Source organism: Pseudomonas sp. JAI115, from assembly GCF_014200835.1.
Taxonomy (GTDB): domain Bacteria; phylum Pseudomonadota; class Gammaproteobacteria; order Pseudomonadales; family Pseudomonadaceae; genus Aquipseudomonas; species Aquipseudomonas putida_A.
The window spans coordinates 121991-141182 of the sequence record NZ_JACHCY010000003.1 but is presented as its reverse complement, the minus strand read 5'-3'; the positions used below and the strand labels follow the sequence as shown (position 1 = coordinate 141182).

The 19192-nt window shown below is 63.1% G+C and carries 5 protein-coding genes (1 of these 5 only partly in view); 3 read left to right on the top strand and 2 right to left on the bottom strand.

All coding sequences use genetic code 11. From position 1 onward, the window contains the following. Positions 1-3 precede the first annotated feature (3 nt). From HDC30_RS08690 to HDC30_RS08680, 3 genes are all read left to right on the top strand, one after another. Positions 4-912: a formylglycine-generating enzyme family protein gene (locus HDC30_RS08690; protein ID WP_183782319.1), complete on the top strand. Its 909-nt coding sequence runs from the start codon at positions 4-6 to the stop codon at positions 910-912. Positions 913-1059: 147 nt separating this feature from the next. After that, the gene (locus HDC30_RS08685) at positions 1060-2709 is read left to right on the top strand and encodes a cyclic peptide export ABC transporter (RefSeq protein WP_183782317.1); all 1650 of its coding nucleotides are present in this window, start codon (positions 1060-1062) and stop codon (positions 2707-2709) included. A gap of 116 nt (positions 2710-2825) precedes the next feature. Further along, entirely contained in the window at positions 2826-5288 is a 2463-nt protein-coding gene (locus HDC30_RS08680; RefSeq protein WP_183782314.1) for a TonB-dependent siderophore receptor, read from the top strand. Positions 5289-6231: 943 nt separating this feature from the next. On the opposite strand, the gene HDC30_RS08675 is transcribed toward HDC30_RS08680, so the two are convergent. Next, positions 6232-7191, bottom strand: coding sequence for an alpha/beta hydrolase (locus tag HDC30_RS08675; protein WP_183782311.1), 960 nt, complete (start codon positions 7189-7191; stop codon positions 6232-6234). Between the two features lie 67 nt (positions 7192-7258). Beyond that, positions 7259-19192, bottom strand: the 3' portion of a protein-coding gene (locus tag HDC30_RS08670; protein ID WP_183782308.1) for a non-ribosomal peptide synthase/polyketide synthase. Its footprint extends 3060 nt past the window's final position; 11934 of the gene's 14994 nt are visible here — the last part of the coding sequence; the start codon falls outside the window, past its right edge — the gene reads right to left on this strand; the stop codon is at positions 7259-7261.

Genomic DNA, 19192 nt, shown 5'->3' with positions numbered 1-19192 from the left:
GCAATGAACAGTGAACTGCGTCGATTTTCCTTGAAGGCGCTGCCGGCGCTGATGCTCACCGCCCTCGCCGCCGGCCTGCTGCCGGGCGCCGCGCAGGCCGCCACCCCGCCTGCGCCGGGCAAGGTGTTCAAGGACTGCAAGGACTGCCCGGAAATGGTCGTGCTGCCCACCGGCACGTTCACCATGGGCACCCCGGAGGATGAGGTCGGCCGCGAGCCGGATGAAGGACCGCTGCACCCGGTGACGTTTGCCAAACCGCTGGCGATCAGCCGTTTCCAGATTCTGCGCGGCGAGTGGGACGCCTACCTCAAGGACAGCGGCTACAAGATGCCCGACGGCGACACGCGCCCCGGTCGCGCCTGCAAGGCGGGGATCCCGGATTATCAAGGCAGCGACCCGCGCAAGCAGTACACCGACAAGCACCCGGCGGTGTGCATGGATTTCCTGGAGGTCGAAGCTTACGTGGCCTGGCTGTCGAAGAAGACCGGCCAGCAATACCGGCTGGTCAGCGAGTCGCTGCGTGAATACGCCGCCCGCGCCGGCAGCACCGGGCCGTTCCCTTTCCCGTTTGACGAAGGCAAGGAATACAGCATCGCCAAACACGCCAACACCTACGGCGCCGCCGATGGCTACAACTTCACCGCGCCGGCCGGCAGCTTTCCGGCCAACGCGTTCGGCGTCTACGACATGCACGGCAATATTTATGAGTGGACCGCCGATTGCTACAACGAGAACTACGTCGGTGCGCCAAGCGATGGCAGTGCCTGGCTGAGCGGCAAGTGCGAAGTGCGGCGCATCCGTGGCAACGACTGGGGCGAGGCACCGGTGTTCTCGCGCTCGGGCAACCGCAACGCCACCTACACCGACACCCGTGGCGACTGGATCGGCTTCCGGGTCGCCCGTGATCTGTAACGCCATCGCCCGGCTAAATTAGCCGTCCTGCCAGTCGTTCTACAGGTGGGTGCGATCCTCCATGGCGCGCCCACTGCCCTCTACGTCATCCAGGCGAACCCCACGAGCAGTGCCGGTGTTCGCCGCTCCTTCAAGCAGGGAACCTCCATGAGCAAACCAACACGCGGGGTGATCAATGAATTGTTCGCCCTGCTCAAACCCTTTCGACTGATCGTCAGCGTGTCGATCCTGCTTGGCATGGTCGGTGGCCTGAGCGTCACCGCGCTGCTGGCGACCATCAACAACGTGCTGCACGCCGAGGGCGCACTGACCAGCACCATGGTCGCGGTGTTTGCCGGCCTGTGCCTGCTGGCGCTGACCAGCTCGATCTTTTCCGACATCGGCACCAATTTCGTCGGCCAGCACATCATCGCCAAATTGCGCAAAGAGCTGGGCGAGAAAGTCCTTTCGGCGCCGATCGAGCAGATCGAGCGCTATCGCAGCCATCGGCTGATTCCGGTGCTGACCCACGATGTCGACACCATCAGCGACTTCGCCTTCGCCTTTGCGCCGCTGGCGATTTCCCTGACCGTGACCCTCGGTTGCATGGGCTACCTGGCGATGTTGTCGTGGCCGATGTTCCTGATGATGGCGGTGGCGATCCTGATCGGCACGGTCATTCAGTACATCGCACGCGGGCGCGGCATGCAGGGTTTCCTCAAGGCCCGCGACTACGAAGACGAGTTGCAGAAGCACTATCACGCAGTCGCCGAGGGCGCCAAGGAACTGCGCATCCACCGCCCGCGCCGGCATCGCATGTTCGTCTCGGGCATCGAAGGCACGGCCGACAAGATCTGCGACACGCAGGTGCGTTCGGTGAACATTTTCGTGGTCGCCAAGACCTTGGGTTCGATGCTGTTCTTCGTGGTGATCGGCCTGGCGCTGGGCCTGCAATCGCTGTGGCCGAGCGCCGACAAAGCGGTGATGAGCGGCTTCGTGCTGGTGCTGCTGTACATGAAAGGGCCGCTGGAACACATCATCGGCACCCTGCCGATCGTCAGTCGTGCGCAAATCGCGTTCCGCCGGATCGCCGATCTGTCCGAGCAATTCTCTTCGCCCGAGCCGCACCTGCTGCTCAGTGATCAGGGCCATCAAAAAACCCCGGTGCACAGCCTGGAGCTGACCGATGTCTCGTACAGTTTCCCGACGGTAGAAGGCGCCAAGCCGTTCCGGTTGGGGCCGGTGAACCTGAAAATCGAACAAGGCGACATCATTTTCATCGTCGGCGAAAACGGCTGCGGCAAGACCACGCTGATCAAGTTGCTGCTGGGCCTGTACGCGCCACAGCAAGGCGAAATCCGCCTCAACCAGCAGCTCGTCGACGCCAGCAACCGCGACGATTACCGCCAGTTGTTCACCACGATCTTCGCCGACTATTACCTGTTCGACGACGTGGTCCAGGGCGACACCCATATCCCGGAAGACGCCAACAAATACCTGGAGCGCCTGGAAATTGCGCACAAGGTCAGCGTGCGTGACGGCTCGTTCACCACCACCGACCTGTCCACCGGCCAGCGCAAGCGTCTGGCCCTGATCAACGCCTGGCTGGAAGAGCGTCCGGTGCTGGTGTTCGATGAGTGGGCCGCCGATCAGGACCCGACCTTCCGGCGGATTTTCTACACCGAGCTGCTGCCGGACCTGAAGCGTCTGGGCAAGACCATCATCGTCATTTCCCACGACGATCGTTACTTCGATGTCGCCGACCAACTGGTGCGCATGAGCGCCGGCAAAGTGGTCACTGAGCTGCAACCCGCCTGACTGTGAAAATTTTGTAAAAAAATGGCGTTGAGCTTTCCGGTTTTCGGAAGGCTCAACGTCTTACTAACAGTTAATAGAAATAGTTCTCAGTCAACACTTTGAAGAGTAGAAGAACAATGCCCGCACCGCACGGACTCCACCCGCTCGCCAAGGCCCTGCTGATCCGCCGCTCCTTCCGTTGCACCTTGCCCGCGTTCTGCGCCATGGCCCTGACTGTGCCGATGATCGGCCAGGCCCAGGCCGCCGCCGTGGCGATCAATATTCCTGCACAGTCGCTGGGGAGCGCGTTGCAGGAATTCGGTCGCCAGACCAACCTCCAAGTGCTTTACAGCCCGGATGAAGTCAGCGGCCTGCGCAGCAGCGCCGTCAGTGGCAACCTGGAACCGACCGCCGCCATCGCGCAACTGCTGCAAGGCACCAACATCGCCTACAGCGTCGAAGGCAACAACGTTGCCTTGCGTTCGCGCAGCACCGGCGGTGCCAGCCTCGATCTGGCCCCGACCAGCATTTCCGCCACCGCCGAATCGGCCTGGGGCCCGGTCGACGGGATCGTCGCCAAGCGCAGCGCCACCGGTTCGAAGACCGATTCGTCGCTCAAGGAAATCCCGCAGACCATCAACGTCGTCACTCAAGACGAAATCAAGATGCGCGGCTCGAAGACGGTCACCGAGGCCCTGCAATACACGCCGGGCATGACCGGCGGCGGTTTCTCGGACCGGGTGAAGATCTTCGACGAACCGACGTCCCGTGGCTTCTCCCCTACTCCGCTGTACCTCGACGGCCTGCACATGCCTTACGGCGGCGGCAGCACCGGCGGTTCGCTGCAGATCGACCCGTACACCCTGGAGCGCGTCGAAGTGCTCAAGGGTCCGGCCTCGGTGCTGTACGGCCAGAACCAGCCGGGCGGTATCGTCAACATGGTCAGCAAGCGTCCGACCGCGACCCCGCTGCACGAAGTGAAGCTCGGTGGCGGCAGCTATGACCGCAAGTACGGTGCCTTCGACCTCGGCGGCCCGATCGACGATCAAGGCGAATTCCTCTATCGCCTGACCGGTGTGGTCAACGACAGCGGCTCGGCCATCGACTACGCCAGCCAGAACCGCATGCTGCTGGCGCCGAGCCTGACCTGGCTGCCCAACGACCAGACCACCATCACCGTGTTCGGTCAGTACCAGAAAGACCACGATGTACCGGAAGCCCAAGGCCTGCCGGCCAACGGCACGGTGCATCGCAGCCAGGCCGGGCGCATCAGCCGCAGCCTGTTCCTCGGCGAGCCGGACGTGAACAAGTACCACCGCGAGCAGTTCGTCGTCGGTTACGAGATCGCTCACGAACTCAACGACGTCTGGACCCTGAAGCAGAACGCGCGTTACGCCGACATCAACGACCAGTACGTGGCGCCGCTGCACGGTTATGCGTTCCCGACCAACCCGGTTACCGGCCTCAACGACGGCAGCTACCAGAGCCGTTATGCGGTGGACTGGTCGCAGCACAACAAGGTCTACGGCATCGATAACATTGCCCAGGCCAAGTTCCACACCGCCGACGTCGAGCACACCGTGCTGCTGGGTGTGGACTACTACCACTACAATTCGAAATTCCTCGGCCTGTACGACCGCACCGCTCCAGGTCTGGATCTGTACAACCCGGTGTATGGCAGCCAGATCAATTTCCGTCAGCCGTACAAATGGGACAACACCATCACCCAGACCGGCCTGTACGCTCAGGATCAACTGCGCTGGAACCAGTGGTTCCTGACCCTCGGCGGTCGTTATGACTTCGCCGAAACCGACAACAAGCAACCGCTGAGCGGCGGCCACAGCAACCAGAAGGACGAGAAGTTCACCGGGCGTGCCGGCCTGGGCTACGAGTTCGACAACGGCATCACGCCGTACGTCAGCTACGCCGAATCGTTCCTGCCGCAAACCGGTACCGACATGAGCGGCAGCGCCTTCGAACCGACCACCGGCAAGCAGTACGAAGTCGGCGTCAAGTACGAGCCGAAGTCGATCGACGGCTTCATCCAGCTGTCGGCGTACCAGATCGACCAGGACAATATGCTCACCACCGACCTCAACAACCCGGGCTTCAGCACCCAGAGCGGCTCCGTGCGTTCGCGCGGTATCGAGCTGGAAGGCAAGGTCAACGTCACCCGCAACCTGCGCGTGCTGGCGGCGGTGTCGCGTAACCAGACCAAGTGGGAGAAGGACAACGACGGTCGCGAAGGTCGCACTCTGGCCATGCGTCCACCGCTGACCGCCTCCGCGTGGGTCAACTACGACTTCGACATCTCTACCGCCCTCGCCGGTTTCGGCATGGGCCTGGGCGCCCGTTACGTGCGCAGCAGCTACGGTTCGGATTACGAGTCGGACTCGTTCCAGATTCCGTCCTATACCGTGTATGACGCCATGGTCTCTTACGACCTGGAGAAATCGCCGCTGCATGTCAAAGGCGTGAAGCTGCAAGCCAACCTGCAAAACCTCACCGACGAGAAATACGTGGCCGCGTGCAACGGTACCCTCGACTGCTATTACGGCGAAGGCCGGACCATGACTGCTGACGTGACCTATAACTGGTAATACGTTTAGCGCTCACTGAAACGCCGGCATTTTGCTGGCGTTTTTTTTGGGGACTTGGCGGCCTTTGGGCCGACCAGGCTCTTGGGGTTTTGGGTGAATATCCGTTGCTTCGGGTGCTGCCGCTGGCGGTTTCGCTCTTACAGCGAGTCACCTTTTCCAGACGCCGAAAAGGTAACCCAAAAGGCTTTGCCCCGGCGTACGGCACTTCGCTGAGGCTCAGTGTTCCCTCGCTACGGTGTCCATCCGGGGGCATCGCCTCCGGTTTGCTTCGCTGCACCTCCTCTCGATGTATGCGGCTCCGCCGCATGGCGCTGCGCGCCTAACCCCCGGATGGACACCTACGCTCGGCCTGCCGAAGGGGCAAAAGATCAAAAGCCACATCAAGAGCCAAAGCCAAAGCCAAAGCCAAAGCAGATCAAAAGATCACAGCCTTCGGCAGTTCCTACAGGGGATTGGGTGTATTCAGTTGGAGTTTGGTCGGCTGTCAGGCCGCCTTCGCGAGCAAGCTCGCTCCCACAGGGGGATGGGGTGTGGTCAATTAGAGACTGGTCGGCTCGCAGGCCGCCATCGCCAGTAGGCTGGCTCCTACAGAAAAGCAAAAGCCGAGCGCTCGCTTTTCCACCACTCAACACAATGAGCGTTAGCTCGAGTACCGCTCTTGATCTGAGGGCCCGTCGGCAGGCTGAGTGGAGGGATTTATCCGGGGGTGGGAGCGCAGCGACCGTTTGGCGCAGCCAAACACAGCGAGAGGAGGTGCAGCGAAGCAAACCGTAGGCGCTGCCCCCGGATGAATCCCGGAGCGAAGGAACCCGAGCCTAAGCGAGGGCCGAACGTCAGGGTAAAGCCCTTTGGTTACTTTGGGGCTTTTGCCAAAGTGACCCGCCGTCAGGGCGGAACCCTAGGCGGCCGTTACCGCAGCAACGGATATTCACCCCCCACCCCGTCAAGCCAAAGCAAACACCTCTACCAAGCGCCCAGCAATCAACCCCAGCGCCTCTTCAGCCTCATCAACAATCGCCCCCATCCGCATAAAGTCATGGGTCATGCCCGAGTACACCTGCAAATCCACAATAACCCCCGCCGCCTGCAAATGCCGGGCATACGCCACACCCTCATCGTGCAACGGATCACACTCGGCCAACACCATCAGCACCGGCGCGACATCGGCCGGAACTTCACCGAGCAACGGCGAGAAACGTGGATCAAGACGATCGCTGGCATCACGCTGATAGTGCTCGTAAAACCACTGCAGCGAAGCCTTTTCCAGCAGATAACCTTCGGCAAAACGCTCGATCGAAGGCGTAGTGCGACTGGCATCGGTAACCGGATAAATCAGCACCTGCAAACGCGGCTGCACAGCAGCATCCGTCAGTTGCGCAGCCAGCACCGTGGCCAGGCTGCCACCGACGCTGTCGCCGGCAATCGCCAGCCGCGCCGCATCGATGCCCAGATCAGCAGCACTCGCCACCAGCCAGTCCCAGGCATCGCGGACGTCGTCGGCCGCTGTCGGGAAACGATGTTCCGGCGCCAGTCGATACGCCACCGACAGCACCACACAATCGGCTAGCGCGGCCAACGCACGGCACAACGAATCATGCGAGTCGAGGCTGCCGACCACATAGCCGCCGCCATGGAAATACAACAGTGCCGGACGACCGGCACCCGCCTGCAACGGATGATTGCTGTAGATCCGTGCGTTCAACAGTGCACCGTCACGCACCGGCAATTGCAGCTCATCCACCACGGCCAGTTCTTCACCGCCGGCGTCCATCAGCAACGATGACTGATCGAACTGTTCACGGGCCTCGCTCGGGCTCAACTCGTGCATGCCGACGCGTTTGCCACTGGCCCGGCCGTTGCCGACCAATTGCAGAAATGCGGCGATATCAGGATTCAATGACATTCAAATCTCCAAAGCGATCGGGCGCCAGCAGCGCCCGATCGGTTTTGCTTGGGTTTCACAGCAGGTTTCAGGACATGACTACTGATTCAACGATCTGGCCGAGCATTTCTTCAGCCTCGGACAGGAAAGTTTCATCGCGCGGGATCTGGAAGTGCCCGCAATCCAGCCATTCACCGCCCATGCCCGGCTGGTCGAGTTGCGCCGCCAGCTCCAGTGCCTCGGCTTCGCGACCCAAGGTCCACCAGCACGTCGGGTTGACGGTCAGCGGCGCACAGCGCTCAAGCTTGAGCGACAACTGCTTGAGCCGGCGCGCCACGCTGAACACCTGCGCCAGTTCTTCGGCACCCAGCGCCACATAAGTCGACGCCCCGCGCTCGGCGCTCATGGCACGCTGGAACAGCGCGCGCAGGTTGTGCGGCGTTTCCTCACCGTCGATAGACAAGTCCGAAGCGGCGTCCGGCAGCGTCACCTGCAGGAAATCGCGCAGGTCGGCTTGCCAGTCATCGACAGCCCCGGCGTCGACCGCCGCCGACGGCACGAAGCTGTCGACCAGCCCGACAAACTTGACCTGTTGCCCGGCCTGCTCCAGTTGCGCGGCGATCAACATCGCCAGCGTACCGCCCAGCGACCAGCCCAGCAGGTGATACGGCCCCTGCGGCTGTTTCTGGCGAATCTGCGCCAGGTAATCACTGGCCATTTCCTGCAGCGAGGTGTCGTTGAACGCCGGATCCAGCAGCATCCGCGACTGAATCGCCAACAGCTGGCGTTGACCGCTCAGGCGCCGCGCCAGCGGCTCGTAGTCGAACACCGTGCCGAAACCGGCATGCAGGCAGAACAGCGGCGCCACGCCCTTGACCTCGGCGTTCATCGCCAGCAACCCGGAGGCTTTTTCCGCCGTGCCCTGAACGCTCGCTACCAGTTCGCCGATGCTCGGTTTCTGCATCAGATCGCGCAGTTTCAGGCTCAGGCCCTGAGCCTTGAGCACGCGGCTGCGGGCCACCACTTGCAGGCTGAGGATCGAATCGCCACCCAGTTCGAAGAAATTGTCGGTGAGCCCGACCCGTTCGATTTTCAGCACCTCCTGCCAGATCTTCGCCAGGGCTTTTTCCAGCTCGGTGCGCGGCTCGACGTAGGCCAGGCGCTGTTCGGCGTCCGGGTTCGGCAGGGCCTTGCGGTCGAGTTTGCCGTTCGGCGTCAGCGGCATGCGCTCAAGCACCATCAGGTGTGCCGGCACCATGTAATCCGGCAGGCTGGCCTTGAGTTGCTCGCGCAGACGTTCGCCCAAACCGTCGGCCGGGGTCTCGGCAGCGGCTAGTACGTAGCCGAGCAGTTGCTTGCCGCTGACACCCTCGCGGGCCACCACGGCGGCATCACGCACGCCCGGCTGCTGCTTGAGGCGCGCTTCGATTTCACCCAGCTCGATGCGGAAACCACGAATCTTCACCTGATGGTCGATCCGCCCGAGGTAGTCGACAGTGCCGTCGGCACGCTGGCGCACCAGGTCGCCGGTGCGGTACAGGCGACTGCCATCCGCACTGAACGGGTTGGCAACGAAACGTTCGGCGGTGCCACCGGCACGCCCCAGATAACCGCGCGCCAACGCACCACCCAAGTACAGCTCACCAGCGATGCCGGCCGGCAGCGGGTTGAGGTCGCTGTCGAGCACATAACCGCTACGCTCGCCGACCACGCTGCCGATCGGCGCATAGGCCGCGCCGCATTGATCGTCGACCGCGGCCTTCCAGATCAGCGGCGTGACCACCGTCTCGGTCGGGCCATAGCCGTTGATGATGTACTGCGGTTGCAGTGCGCGTTTGGCCAGTTCGAAACTCGCCACCGGCACCGCGTCCCCGCCGAAGCAGTAGATCCGTACCGGCGGCGGATTGCCGTGCTGCTCAGCGTGTTCGGCCAGTTGCTGCAGGTACACCGGCGGGAACGCGGCCACGGTCACGCCGTGCTGATGCAGGGCGTCGTAGGTCTGTTCCGCAGTCCACAGGCTGTCGTCACGAATCAGCAAACGCGCGCCGTGCGTCAGGGTGGTCAGCCAGCGTTCATGCGCGCCGTCGAAGGCGAATGACATGAAGTGCAACTCGCAATCGGCCGCGCTCATTTCGTAACGCTGACCGATCGCCTGGCAGTGCATCGCCAGCGGCCCGTGCGCCACGCCGACACCTTTCGGCTGACCGGTGGAGCCGGAGGTGTAGATCACGTAGGCCAGGTTGCCCGGCTGCACCGCGACCTGCGGCGCCGAATCCGGCTGAGTGCGCAGGTCCAGTTGATCGAGTTCCAGCACATGCAGGTTGGCCTGGGTCGGCAGCACCTGACGCAGACTCGAATCGCTGAGCAGCAAGGCGATGCCCGAATCGTGCATCAGATAACTCAAGCGCTCGCGCGGATAAGTCGCGTCCAGCGGCACGTAGGCCCCCCCGGCCTTGAGCACCGCCAACAGCGCGACGATCATGTTTTCGCTGCGTGGCAGGGCCACACCGACCCGCACTTCCGGACCGACACCTTCGGCGATCAGCGCATGCGCCAGACGATTGGCCCGCGCTTCGATCTGGCCGTAGCTGAAGGCTTGCTCATTGAAGATCACTGCGGTTTGTTCGGCACGCTGCGCGGCCCACCCGGCAATGCGCTGGTGCACCAGCGTGGTCTGCGCTTGCGCGACAACGTGCGGCGCGGGCGCGACTTGCCCGGTCGGCAGACCGATGCGTCCCAGCGCCTGCCCGGCGTCCTGAACCAGTGCGGTGAGCAGGCCTTCCATGTTGCTGCGGATGCCTTCCACAGTCGCCAGATCAAAATGTTCGCGCAGGAACATGTACTCGATCACCAACCCGTCTTCGAGGGTGACCATCAGGTCCATCGGAAAGTTGGTCAGGCCCGAGTTATTGATCTCGCCAAACTTCAGCGAATCATCGCGCCACTCGCGCAGCGCCTGGTCGATCGGGTGGTTCTCGAACACGATGATGCTGTCGAACAGCGACTGCCCGGCACGCCCGCCCCAACGCTGGACGTCGGTCAGCGGCGTGTATTCGCGCTCGCGCATCTCCAGGTTGAAGTCCTGCAACTCGCGCAACCAGGCGCCCACGGCCTGCTCGGCCGGTACGTCCTTGATCACCGGCAAGGTGTTGATGAACAGGCCGAGGATCGATTCCGAGGCCGGCAGACTCGCCGGACGCCCCGCCACCGTGGCGCCGAACGCCACGCAACGCTGGCCGCTGTAACGGCTGAGCAGCACCAGCCATGCGCCCTGCACCAAGGTGTTGAGGGTGACCTGCTGCGACTGGGCAAAGGCTTTCAACTCTTCGGTGCGGGCCTCGCCCAGACGGCTGTACAGCGCCTGGTGACCGCGACCACTGCCGGTGCGCGTCACCGCGTCCGCCAGATAGGTCGGCTCGTCGAGCCGGCTCAGGTGCTGACGCCAAAAACCTTCGCTGGCATTCGCGTCCTGCTGCTGCAGCCAGTTGATGTAACCACGGTACGGCACCGCTTCGGCCAGTGGTCGTCCGGAATACTGGCTCAGCACTTCACCGATCAACTGCGAACTGCTCCAGCCGTCGATCAGAATGTGATGGTAAGTCCAGATCAGCTGATAGCTGTGCTCGCTGACTTGCACCAGCGTCAGTCGTTGCAGCGGTGGCTGGTCAAGGTCAAAGCCCTTGGCCCGCTCGGCATCCGCCAGGCCTTGCAAGGCTTCGGCCGAATGATCCTGCTCACGCCAGTCGAGCAGACTGAACGGCAACTGCGGATCGGCGAGCACGAATTGCAGCGGCTCGGCCATGTCCTGCCAGAGAAAACCGGTGCGCAGAATGTCGTGGCGACGGCTGACGGTTTCCCACGCGGCTTGCAGACGCAGCGGATCAAGGCCCTGCACCGGAACGCTCAACTGGTTGACGTAGAGATCCGCTTCCGGCGAATTCAGGCCGAGGAACAGCATGCCCTGCTGCATCGGCGACAAGCGATAGAGCCCGTCGAGTTGCCCCGCCGGCAGTGGCAGTTGCGCCACTTGCGCCTCGCTCAAGCCGTGCAGCGGCAGGTCGATCAGCGCCGGGGCCGGCGCCACACGCCCTTCAGCCTGCACGCACAGGGCCAGTTGCTGAATGGTCGGTTGCTGGAACAGGTCTTTCGGGCTCAGCTCCAGTCCTTGCTGACGGGCGCGACTGACCACTTGAATCGAGATGATCGAGTCGCCGCCCAAGGCAAAGAAACTGTCGTGGGTGCTGATCTGCTCAAGGCCCAGCACCTCTTTCCAGATCTCCACCAACGCCTGCTCGGTGGCGTTCACCGGTTCGACATGCAGCTGCGCGGCGCTGAGCTCCAGTGCTGGCAGGCGCTTGCGATCGATCTTGCCGTTGGGGGTCAGCGGCAGCTGCGCCAGCCACAGGCGGTGGCTCGGCACCATGTAATCCGGCAAGGTCGCGCCCAGCCAGTTGCCGAGGGTTTTCTGCAGTGCGGCCTGTTGCTCGGCGTTGGCGTCGATGATCGCCGGATCGCTCGGCACCAGATAGGCAATCAGTTGCTGACTGCTCGACACTTCGCTGGCCACGACCACCGCTTCACGCACGGCGGCATGCGCCTGCAGACGCGCTTCGATTTCGCCCAGTTCGATACGCAAGCCGCGAATCTTCACCTGATGATCGATCCGGCCCATGTACTCCAGATCGCCTTCTTCGCGCTGACGAATCAGGTCGCCGGTGCGGTACATGCGCTCGCCGTTACCGACGAAAGGATTCGGCACGAAGCGCTCGGCGGTCATCGCCGCACGTCCCAGATAACCGCGCGTGATGCCGGCGCCGGACAGGTACAGCTCGGCCGAAACGCCTTGCGGCACCGCGTGCAGGTCGGCATCCAGCAGATGACTGGCGCTGTGCTCGAGCGCGCGCCCGATCCGTGCCTGACCACCGGCACTGCGGCGGGTCCAGGTCGAATAGGTGGTGTCTTCCGATGGGCCGTACAGGTCGTAGACGTGCTCGACGGTTGACTGCTGATACAGCGCATCGACCAAGGCTTGCTTCAGCGGCTCACCCGCCAGATTGATGATGCGCACGCTTGGCGGAATCTGCCCGGCACGCTGCAGTGCGGCAATCGCCGACGGCACGGTATTGATCAGGCGCACCTGATCGCGGGCCGGCAGTTGCGCCAGCTCCAGCGCATTACGCGCGATGATCAGCGAGCCACCGTTGGCCAGGGTGACAAAAAGTTCCCACACCGACAGGTCGAAGCACACCGACGTCGAGGCCAGTACGCCTTGAATGTCCTCGCGGCTGTAGACCCTGGCGGACCAGTCGATCAGCGCCATGACGTTGCGATGGGCAATCGCCACGCCTTTCGGTTTGCCGGTGGAACCGGAGGTGTAAATCACGTAGGCGAGGTTGTCCGGTTGCACCGCAGTCTGTGGCGCAACAGTCGAATAACCGCTCAACGAAACCTGATCCATCAGCAGCACTTGCGTATCGCCCGGCACGCTCAGGGTCAAGGCAACCGCCTGTTCGGTCAGCAACACCCGCGCCCGGCTGTCCTCCAGCATGTAGGCAACGCGATCCGCCGGGTAATCCGGGTCCAGCGGCACATAGGCGCCACCGGCCTTGAGCACCGCGAGCAAGGCAATCAGCAACTGCTCGGAACGCGGCATGGCCACGCCCACCCGCACTTCCGGACCAACACCCAACTCAAGCAGTTTGTGCGCCAGACGATTGGCCTGCGCATCCAGTTCACCGTAGCTCAACTTCGTATTGGCGAAGGTCACCGCCAAGGCATCCGGGGTCGCCGCCACTTGACGGGCGATGGCTTGATGGATGCACAGATCGGTGGAGAAGTCGGTACTCACCTGCGGGTTGTGCTCGATCAGGTTCAGTTCACTGAGCGAACGCTCACCCGACTCGCTCATCTGCCCGAGCAAGCGCTGCAGATACCCAGCCAGTTGCACCACGCTGTGCGCGGCAAAGCTTTCGCACTGGTAGCTGAAGTGCATCGACAACTCGTCGCTCAAGTGCACCAGCAGCGTCAGCGGGTAGTTGGTCTGCTCATGATTGTGGATTTCACCGAAGCGCAGCTCTTGTGGTGCGCCCTGCGCCAGCGCCTCGGACACCGGGTAGTTCTCGAACACCAGAATGTTGTCGAACAGCGCCTCACCGTTGCGCTCGGCCCAACGCTGAATGTCGAACAGCGGAGTGTGCTCATGTTCGCGCAAGGCCAGGTTCTGCGCCTGCACACTCTGCAACCATTCGCCAACGCTCGATGGCGACTGCGGGATGGCGATGACCGGCAAGGTGTTGATGAACAGACCAATCTGCTGCTCGACCCCTTTGAGCTCAGCCGGACGCCCCGCTACCGTCGCGCCGAACGCCACACACGGCTGGCCGGTCAGGCGCTGCAACAGCAGCAGCCATGCCGCCTGAATCAGCGTGTTGAGGGTGACTTTCTGCTGGCGCGCAAACTCGCCCAGACGCCGCGTCTGCTCAGCATCGAGTACGCAGAAATGTTCACCGTGGCCGTCGCGCGGTGCATCGCCGCGCTGCGCCTGCAACGCTTGCGCCAGCATGGTCGGCGCTTGCAGGTCAGCCAGTTGCGCGGTCCAGTAACGCTCGCTGGCCTGCACGTCCTGACGCTGCAGCCATTCGATGTAATCGCGATAACGTCCGGCCAGTGGCGGCTGGGCAACCCCGCTGTAACGCTGCAGGACTTCGCCAAGCAACTGCGAGTTGCTCCAGCCGTCCATCAGGATGTGGTGGTTGGTGTAGATCAAGTGGCAGCGCTGCTCGTCCAGACGCACCACGACCATGCGCAATAGCGGCCCCTGGCTCAGGTCGAAACCTTGCGCCTGTTCGGCAGCCGCCAGTGCATTCAGATCGCTGTGGCAATCGTCACGATCACGCCAGTCGAAGATGCGGAACGGCATGTCCAGTTGCTTGTGCACCACTTGCACCGGACGCGCCAGTTCACCCTGCCAGACAAAACTGCTGCGCAGGATGTCGTGGTTGTCCACCGCCGCTTGCCAGGCCTGCTGGAAGCGTTGCGGATCGAGGCCTTCGACATCGAGCCGGACCTGGTTGATGTAATCGCCGGTGGCCTGCTCGTAGAGGCTGTGGAACAACATGCCCTGCTGCATCGCCGACAGCGAATACACATCGGCGACCTGGCGCGGCGCCAGCGGAAACTGATCGAGCTGCGCCTGCGTCAGGCCGGCCAACGGGAAGTCCGACGGGGTCAGGCCTTCGACGCCCGGGGTCAGGCAATGGCCGATCAACGCTGCGAGTTCTGCGGCGTAATCTGCCGCCAGGGCTTCGATCACCGCGCCGTCGAAACGCTCGCTGCTGAACGTCCAGCCCACCCGCAGCTCGCCGCCATACACTTGACCGTTGAGGGTCAACCAGTTGCCCAGCGGCGCCTCCGGGCTCTGATCGAGGCCGGCGTTGTCCGGCGACGGCACGAACAGCGCAGCGTCATCGCCGGCGAAACTGCCGTCGAACTGCCCGAGGTAGTTGAAGGTGATGCGCGGGCTCGGCAAGGCCTGCAGGCTCTGTTGCGCGCGGGCATCACCGAGGTAACGCAAGGCGCCGAAACCGATGCCCTTGTTGGGGATCGAGCGCAGTTGTTCCTTGATCTGCTTGATCGACTCGCCAAGCGTCTCTGCCGGCGTCAGGCGCACCGGGAACAGGCTGGTGAACCAGCCCACCGTGCGGGTCAGATCGACACCGTCGAACAGTTCTTCGCGACCATGGCCTTCGAGCTGGATCAGCGTCGACGCCTGCCCGCTCCAGCGACCGATGACCCGCGCCAGTGCCGTCAGCAACAGATCGTTGACCTGGGTGCGGTACGCCGCCGGGGCCTCTTGCAGCAGTTGGCGGGTCAGCTCGGTGCCGAGCCGGGTTTGTACGGTCTGGGCCAGACGATTGTCCTGACTGGCGTCAACGCGTTTGCACGGCAGATCGGTACTTACATCGCTCAGGCAGGCCTGCCAATAATCCAGTTCGGCCTGCAACGCCGGGCTGTTAGCGTAACGCTGCAAATGCTCGCCCCAGTCCTTGAAGGCGCTGGTCCGGGACGGCAGGCTCAACGGCTGATCATTCAGCAATTGCTGATAAGCGTTTTGCAGGTCTTCCAGCAGAATCCGCCACGACACGCCGTCCACCGCCAGGTGATGAATCACCAACTGCAAACGCTGCGTGCCATCGGCCAGATTCGCCAGTACCGCACGCAGCAACGGCCCGTGTTGCAGATCGAGACTGCGCTGGGCGCGGTTACCCAAGGCTTCAAGGGCGGCGGCATCGGCCACGTCCTCCTGCCAGAGCAGGTTCTGCGGCAGCGCTTCGACCGCGCGGTGCTCGGCCTGCCACACGCCATCGTGCTGAGTGAAGCTCAGGCGCAAGGCATCGTGATGAGCCACCAGTGCGCGCAACACTTGCTCGACTTTTTCAGCGTCCAGCGCCTGCCGCGGTTGCAGCAGCACTGACTGGTTCCAATGATGACGCTGTGGAATCTCGTCGGCGAAGAACTGCTGCTGGATCGGCAGCAGCAACGCTGCACCGCTCGCGGCTTGCTGATCAATGCTCGACTCGTCGCCACCCCACTGCGCGACCAGTGCCAGACGCTGCACGGTCTGGTGCTGGAACAAATCTTTGGGATTGAGGCGAATGCCGGCCTGACGGGCACGGCTGACCACCTGAATCGAGATGATCGAGTCGCCACCCAATTCGAAGAAGTTGTCGTGGATGCCGACTTGCGGCAGCTTCAGTACGTCTTGCCAGATCGCGGCCAGACCCTGCTCCATCGCGCTTTGCGGCGCCTGATAGGCCTGCTGTGACTGGCTGGCGTCGGGTGACGGCAAGGCGCTGCGGTTGAGTTTGCCGTTGGCGGTCAACGGCAATTGCGCCAGCAGCAACAGGTGCGCCGGAACCATGTGATCCGGCAGATGGGCCTTGAGTTCGGCACGCACGCTGTCGCGCCACAGCGCCTGTTCGGCCGGGCTTGCGTCGAGCAGCGCGGCATCGCCTGGCACCAGATACGCGACCAGTTGCTGACCGCTAAGGCCCGGCTGCGCCAGCACCACGGCCTGGCGCACGGCAGCCTGTTCCAGCAGCTGCGCTTCGATCTCGCCGAGTTCGATACGGAACCCGCGAATCTTCACCTGATGGTCGATCCGCCCGATGTATTCGATCACGCCGTCGGCGCGGTAGCGCGCCAGGTCACCGGTACGGTACAGACGCCCGCCATCGGCGGCGAACGGGTCGGGAATAAAGCGCAGGCTGGTCAGATCGGCGCGGTTCAGGTAACCGCGAGCCAGGCCGGCACGACCGACGTACAGCTCACCGATGCAACCTTTGGCGACCGGATTCAGATCTCCGTCGAGCAAGTACCAGGACAGGTCGGGAATCGGTTCGCCGATCGGGCTGCTGGCATCACGCTGCAAGTCGGCCAGCGAAATCGGCCGGTAGGTCACGTGCACGGTGGTTTCGGTGATGCCGTACATGTTGATCAGTTGCGGTGCCTGATCGCCGAAGCGCTCGAACCACGGACGCAGGCTCTTGACCTCCAGCGCCTCGCCGCCGAACACCACGTAACGCAGCGCCAGTGCTTGCGTCGCGTGTTCGGGGGCACAGGCCACTTGCATCAATTGCTTGAACGCCGACGGCGTCTGGTTCAGAACGGTGACGCCTTCGCGGCAAAGCAAGGCGAAGAAATCTTCCGGCGAGCGGCTGACCTCGTAAGGCACCACCAGCAGTTTGCCGCCGTACAGCAGCGCCCCGAAAATCTCCCACACCGAGAAATCGAACGCGTAGGAATGGAACAGGCTCCAGACATCCGCGGCGCCGAAATCGAACCACGCATCGGTGGCCTCAAACAGGCGCAGCACGTTGCGATGGGCCAGCAACGTGCCCTTCGGCTGCCCGGTAGAACCGGAGGTGTAGATCACGTAAGCCAGGTTGTCCGGGCTCATGCGCACCTGCGGATTACTGTCGCTGTAGCCTTCCAGACCGTCACGTTCCTGATCAAGCATCAGGCTGCGCAACGAATCCGGCACCGGCAAACGCCCAATCAGATGACTCTGGGTCAGCAGCAAGGCGATGCCGCTGTCGCCGATCATGTAGCTCAGGCGTTCTTCCGGGTACGTCGGGTCCAGCGGCACATAGGCGCCGCCGGCCTTGAGAATCGCCAGTAGGCCGACCAGCATGTCGAGGCTGCGCTCCACCGCCAGACCGACGCGCACGTCCGGGCCGACACCGCTGGCAATCAGCTTGTGGGCCAACTGGTTGGCGCGGCTGTTGAGTTCGCCGTAGCTCAGGGACTGCCCGGCACAGCTCACGGCAATCGCTTGCGGGGCGCGGGCGGCTTGTTGTTCGATCAATTGATGCAAGCACTGCTCGCTCGGGAAATCGCGGATGGCCGGGTTCCACTGCTGCAAGGTCGCCGCGCGTTCGGCGGCGTCATGCAGCGGCAGTTCGGCGATGCGTTGAGCGCTGTCGGCAACGATGCCTTGCAGCAGATGGGTCCAGTGTTGCGCCAGGCGTTCGATGGTCTCGAGGTCGAACAGGTCGGTGGCATAGGTCAGCTCGGCCCAGACGTTGTCGCTCGATTCAAAGGTGTTCAGGGTCAGGTCGAACTGCGCGGTACTGGACGCCCAAGGCAAGCCTTCAATCGCCAGTTTTGGCAGACGCGTGGCGCCCTGCGCCTGACGCACCTGGCTCTGGTGGTTGTGCATCACCTGGAACAATGGGCTGTGGCTGAGGCTGCGCTCCGGTTGCAGCGCGTCGACCAGTTGCTCGAACGGCAGATCCTGATGCGCCTGGGCGCCGAGCACCGTATTTTTCACTTGTTGCAGCAGGCTGCGGAACGTCTGCTGACTGTCGAACTCGGCCTTCAGTACTTGGGTGTTGACGAAGAAACCGATCAGGCCTTCGGTTTCGACCCGGTTGCGGTTGGCCACCGGCACCCCGACGCGGATATCGGCCTGACCGCTGTAGCGATGCAGCAAGGTCTGGAACGACGTCAGCAACAGCGCAAACAGCGTGACATTCTCACGCTGCGCCAGTTGCTTGAGCGCGGTGGCCAGTTCGAGGCTCAGCGGGATATCGCGACGGGCGCCACGATAGCTCTGCTCGGCTGGACGTGGACGGTCAGTCGGCAACTCCAGCAGCGGTTGATCACCATCGCCGAGTTGCGCGGTCCAGTAGCTCAATTGACGCTCGCGTTCACCGGCGTCCATCCACTGTTTCTGCCACACGGCGTAGTCGGCGTATTGCACCGGCAGCGCCGGCAATTGCACGTTCTGGCCCTGGCTGTAGGCGGCATACAACGCCACCAGCTCATCGACCATGACATTCATCGACCAGCCATCGGCGACGATGTGATGCAGGGTGATGACCAGCGCGTGGTCATCGGCGGCCAGACGCAGCAGTTTGACCCGCAGCAACGGGCCTTGCTGCAGATTGAACAGGTGCAGGGTTTCGGCGGCGACCAGCGCTTGCAGCGCCGCCTCGTCGAGATCCGCTGCCACGTCCTGCACCTGCAGATCGAGCGTGCCGTGAGCCTGGATCACTTGCAGGGTCTGGCCCTGCTGTTCGACGAAGCAGGTGCGCAGCGATTCGTGGCGCTCGATCAGCGCGTCGAAGCTGCGCTGCAACGCCGGCAGATCCAGCTCACCGCGCAGACGCAGCGCCGCCGGCACGTGATAAGCGGTGCTGGTCGGTTCCAGTTGCCAGAGGAACCACTGACGCTCCTGGGCATAGGACAGCGCCAGCGGTTGCAGGCGTGGCAAGGCAACAATCGGCGGCTCCCGGTGCGCCTGATCGACACCCAGCGCGGCGACGAAGTCTTCCAGCGTGCTGTGTTCGAACAACGTGCGCAGCGGCACCTGCACGTTCAGCGTCTGACGCACCCGCGAGACCACTTGCGTGACCAGCAACGAGTGGCCGCCCAGTTCGAAGAAGTTGTCACTCAGGCCTACGCGATCGAGCTTGAGCACCGCTTGCCAGATCTCGGCGACGCTGTGCTGAGTGGCGGT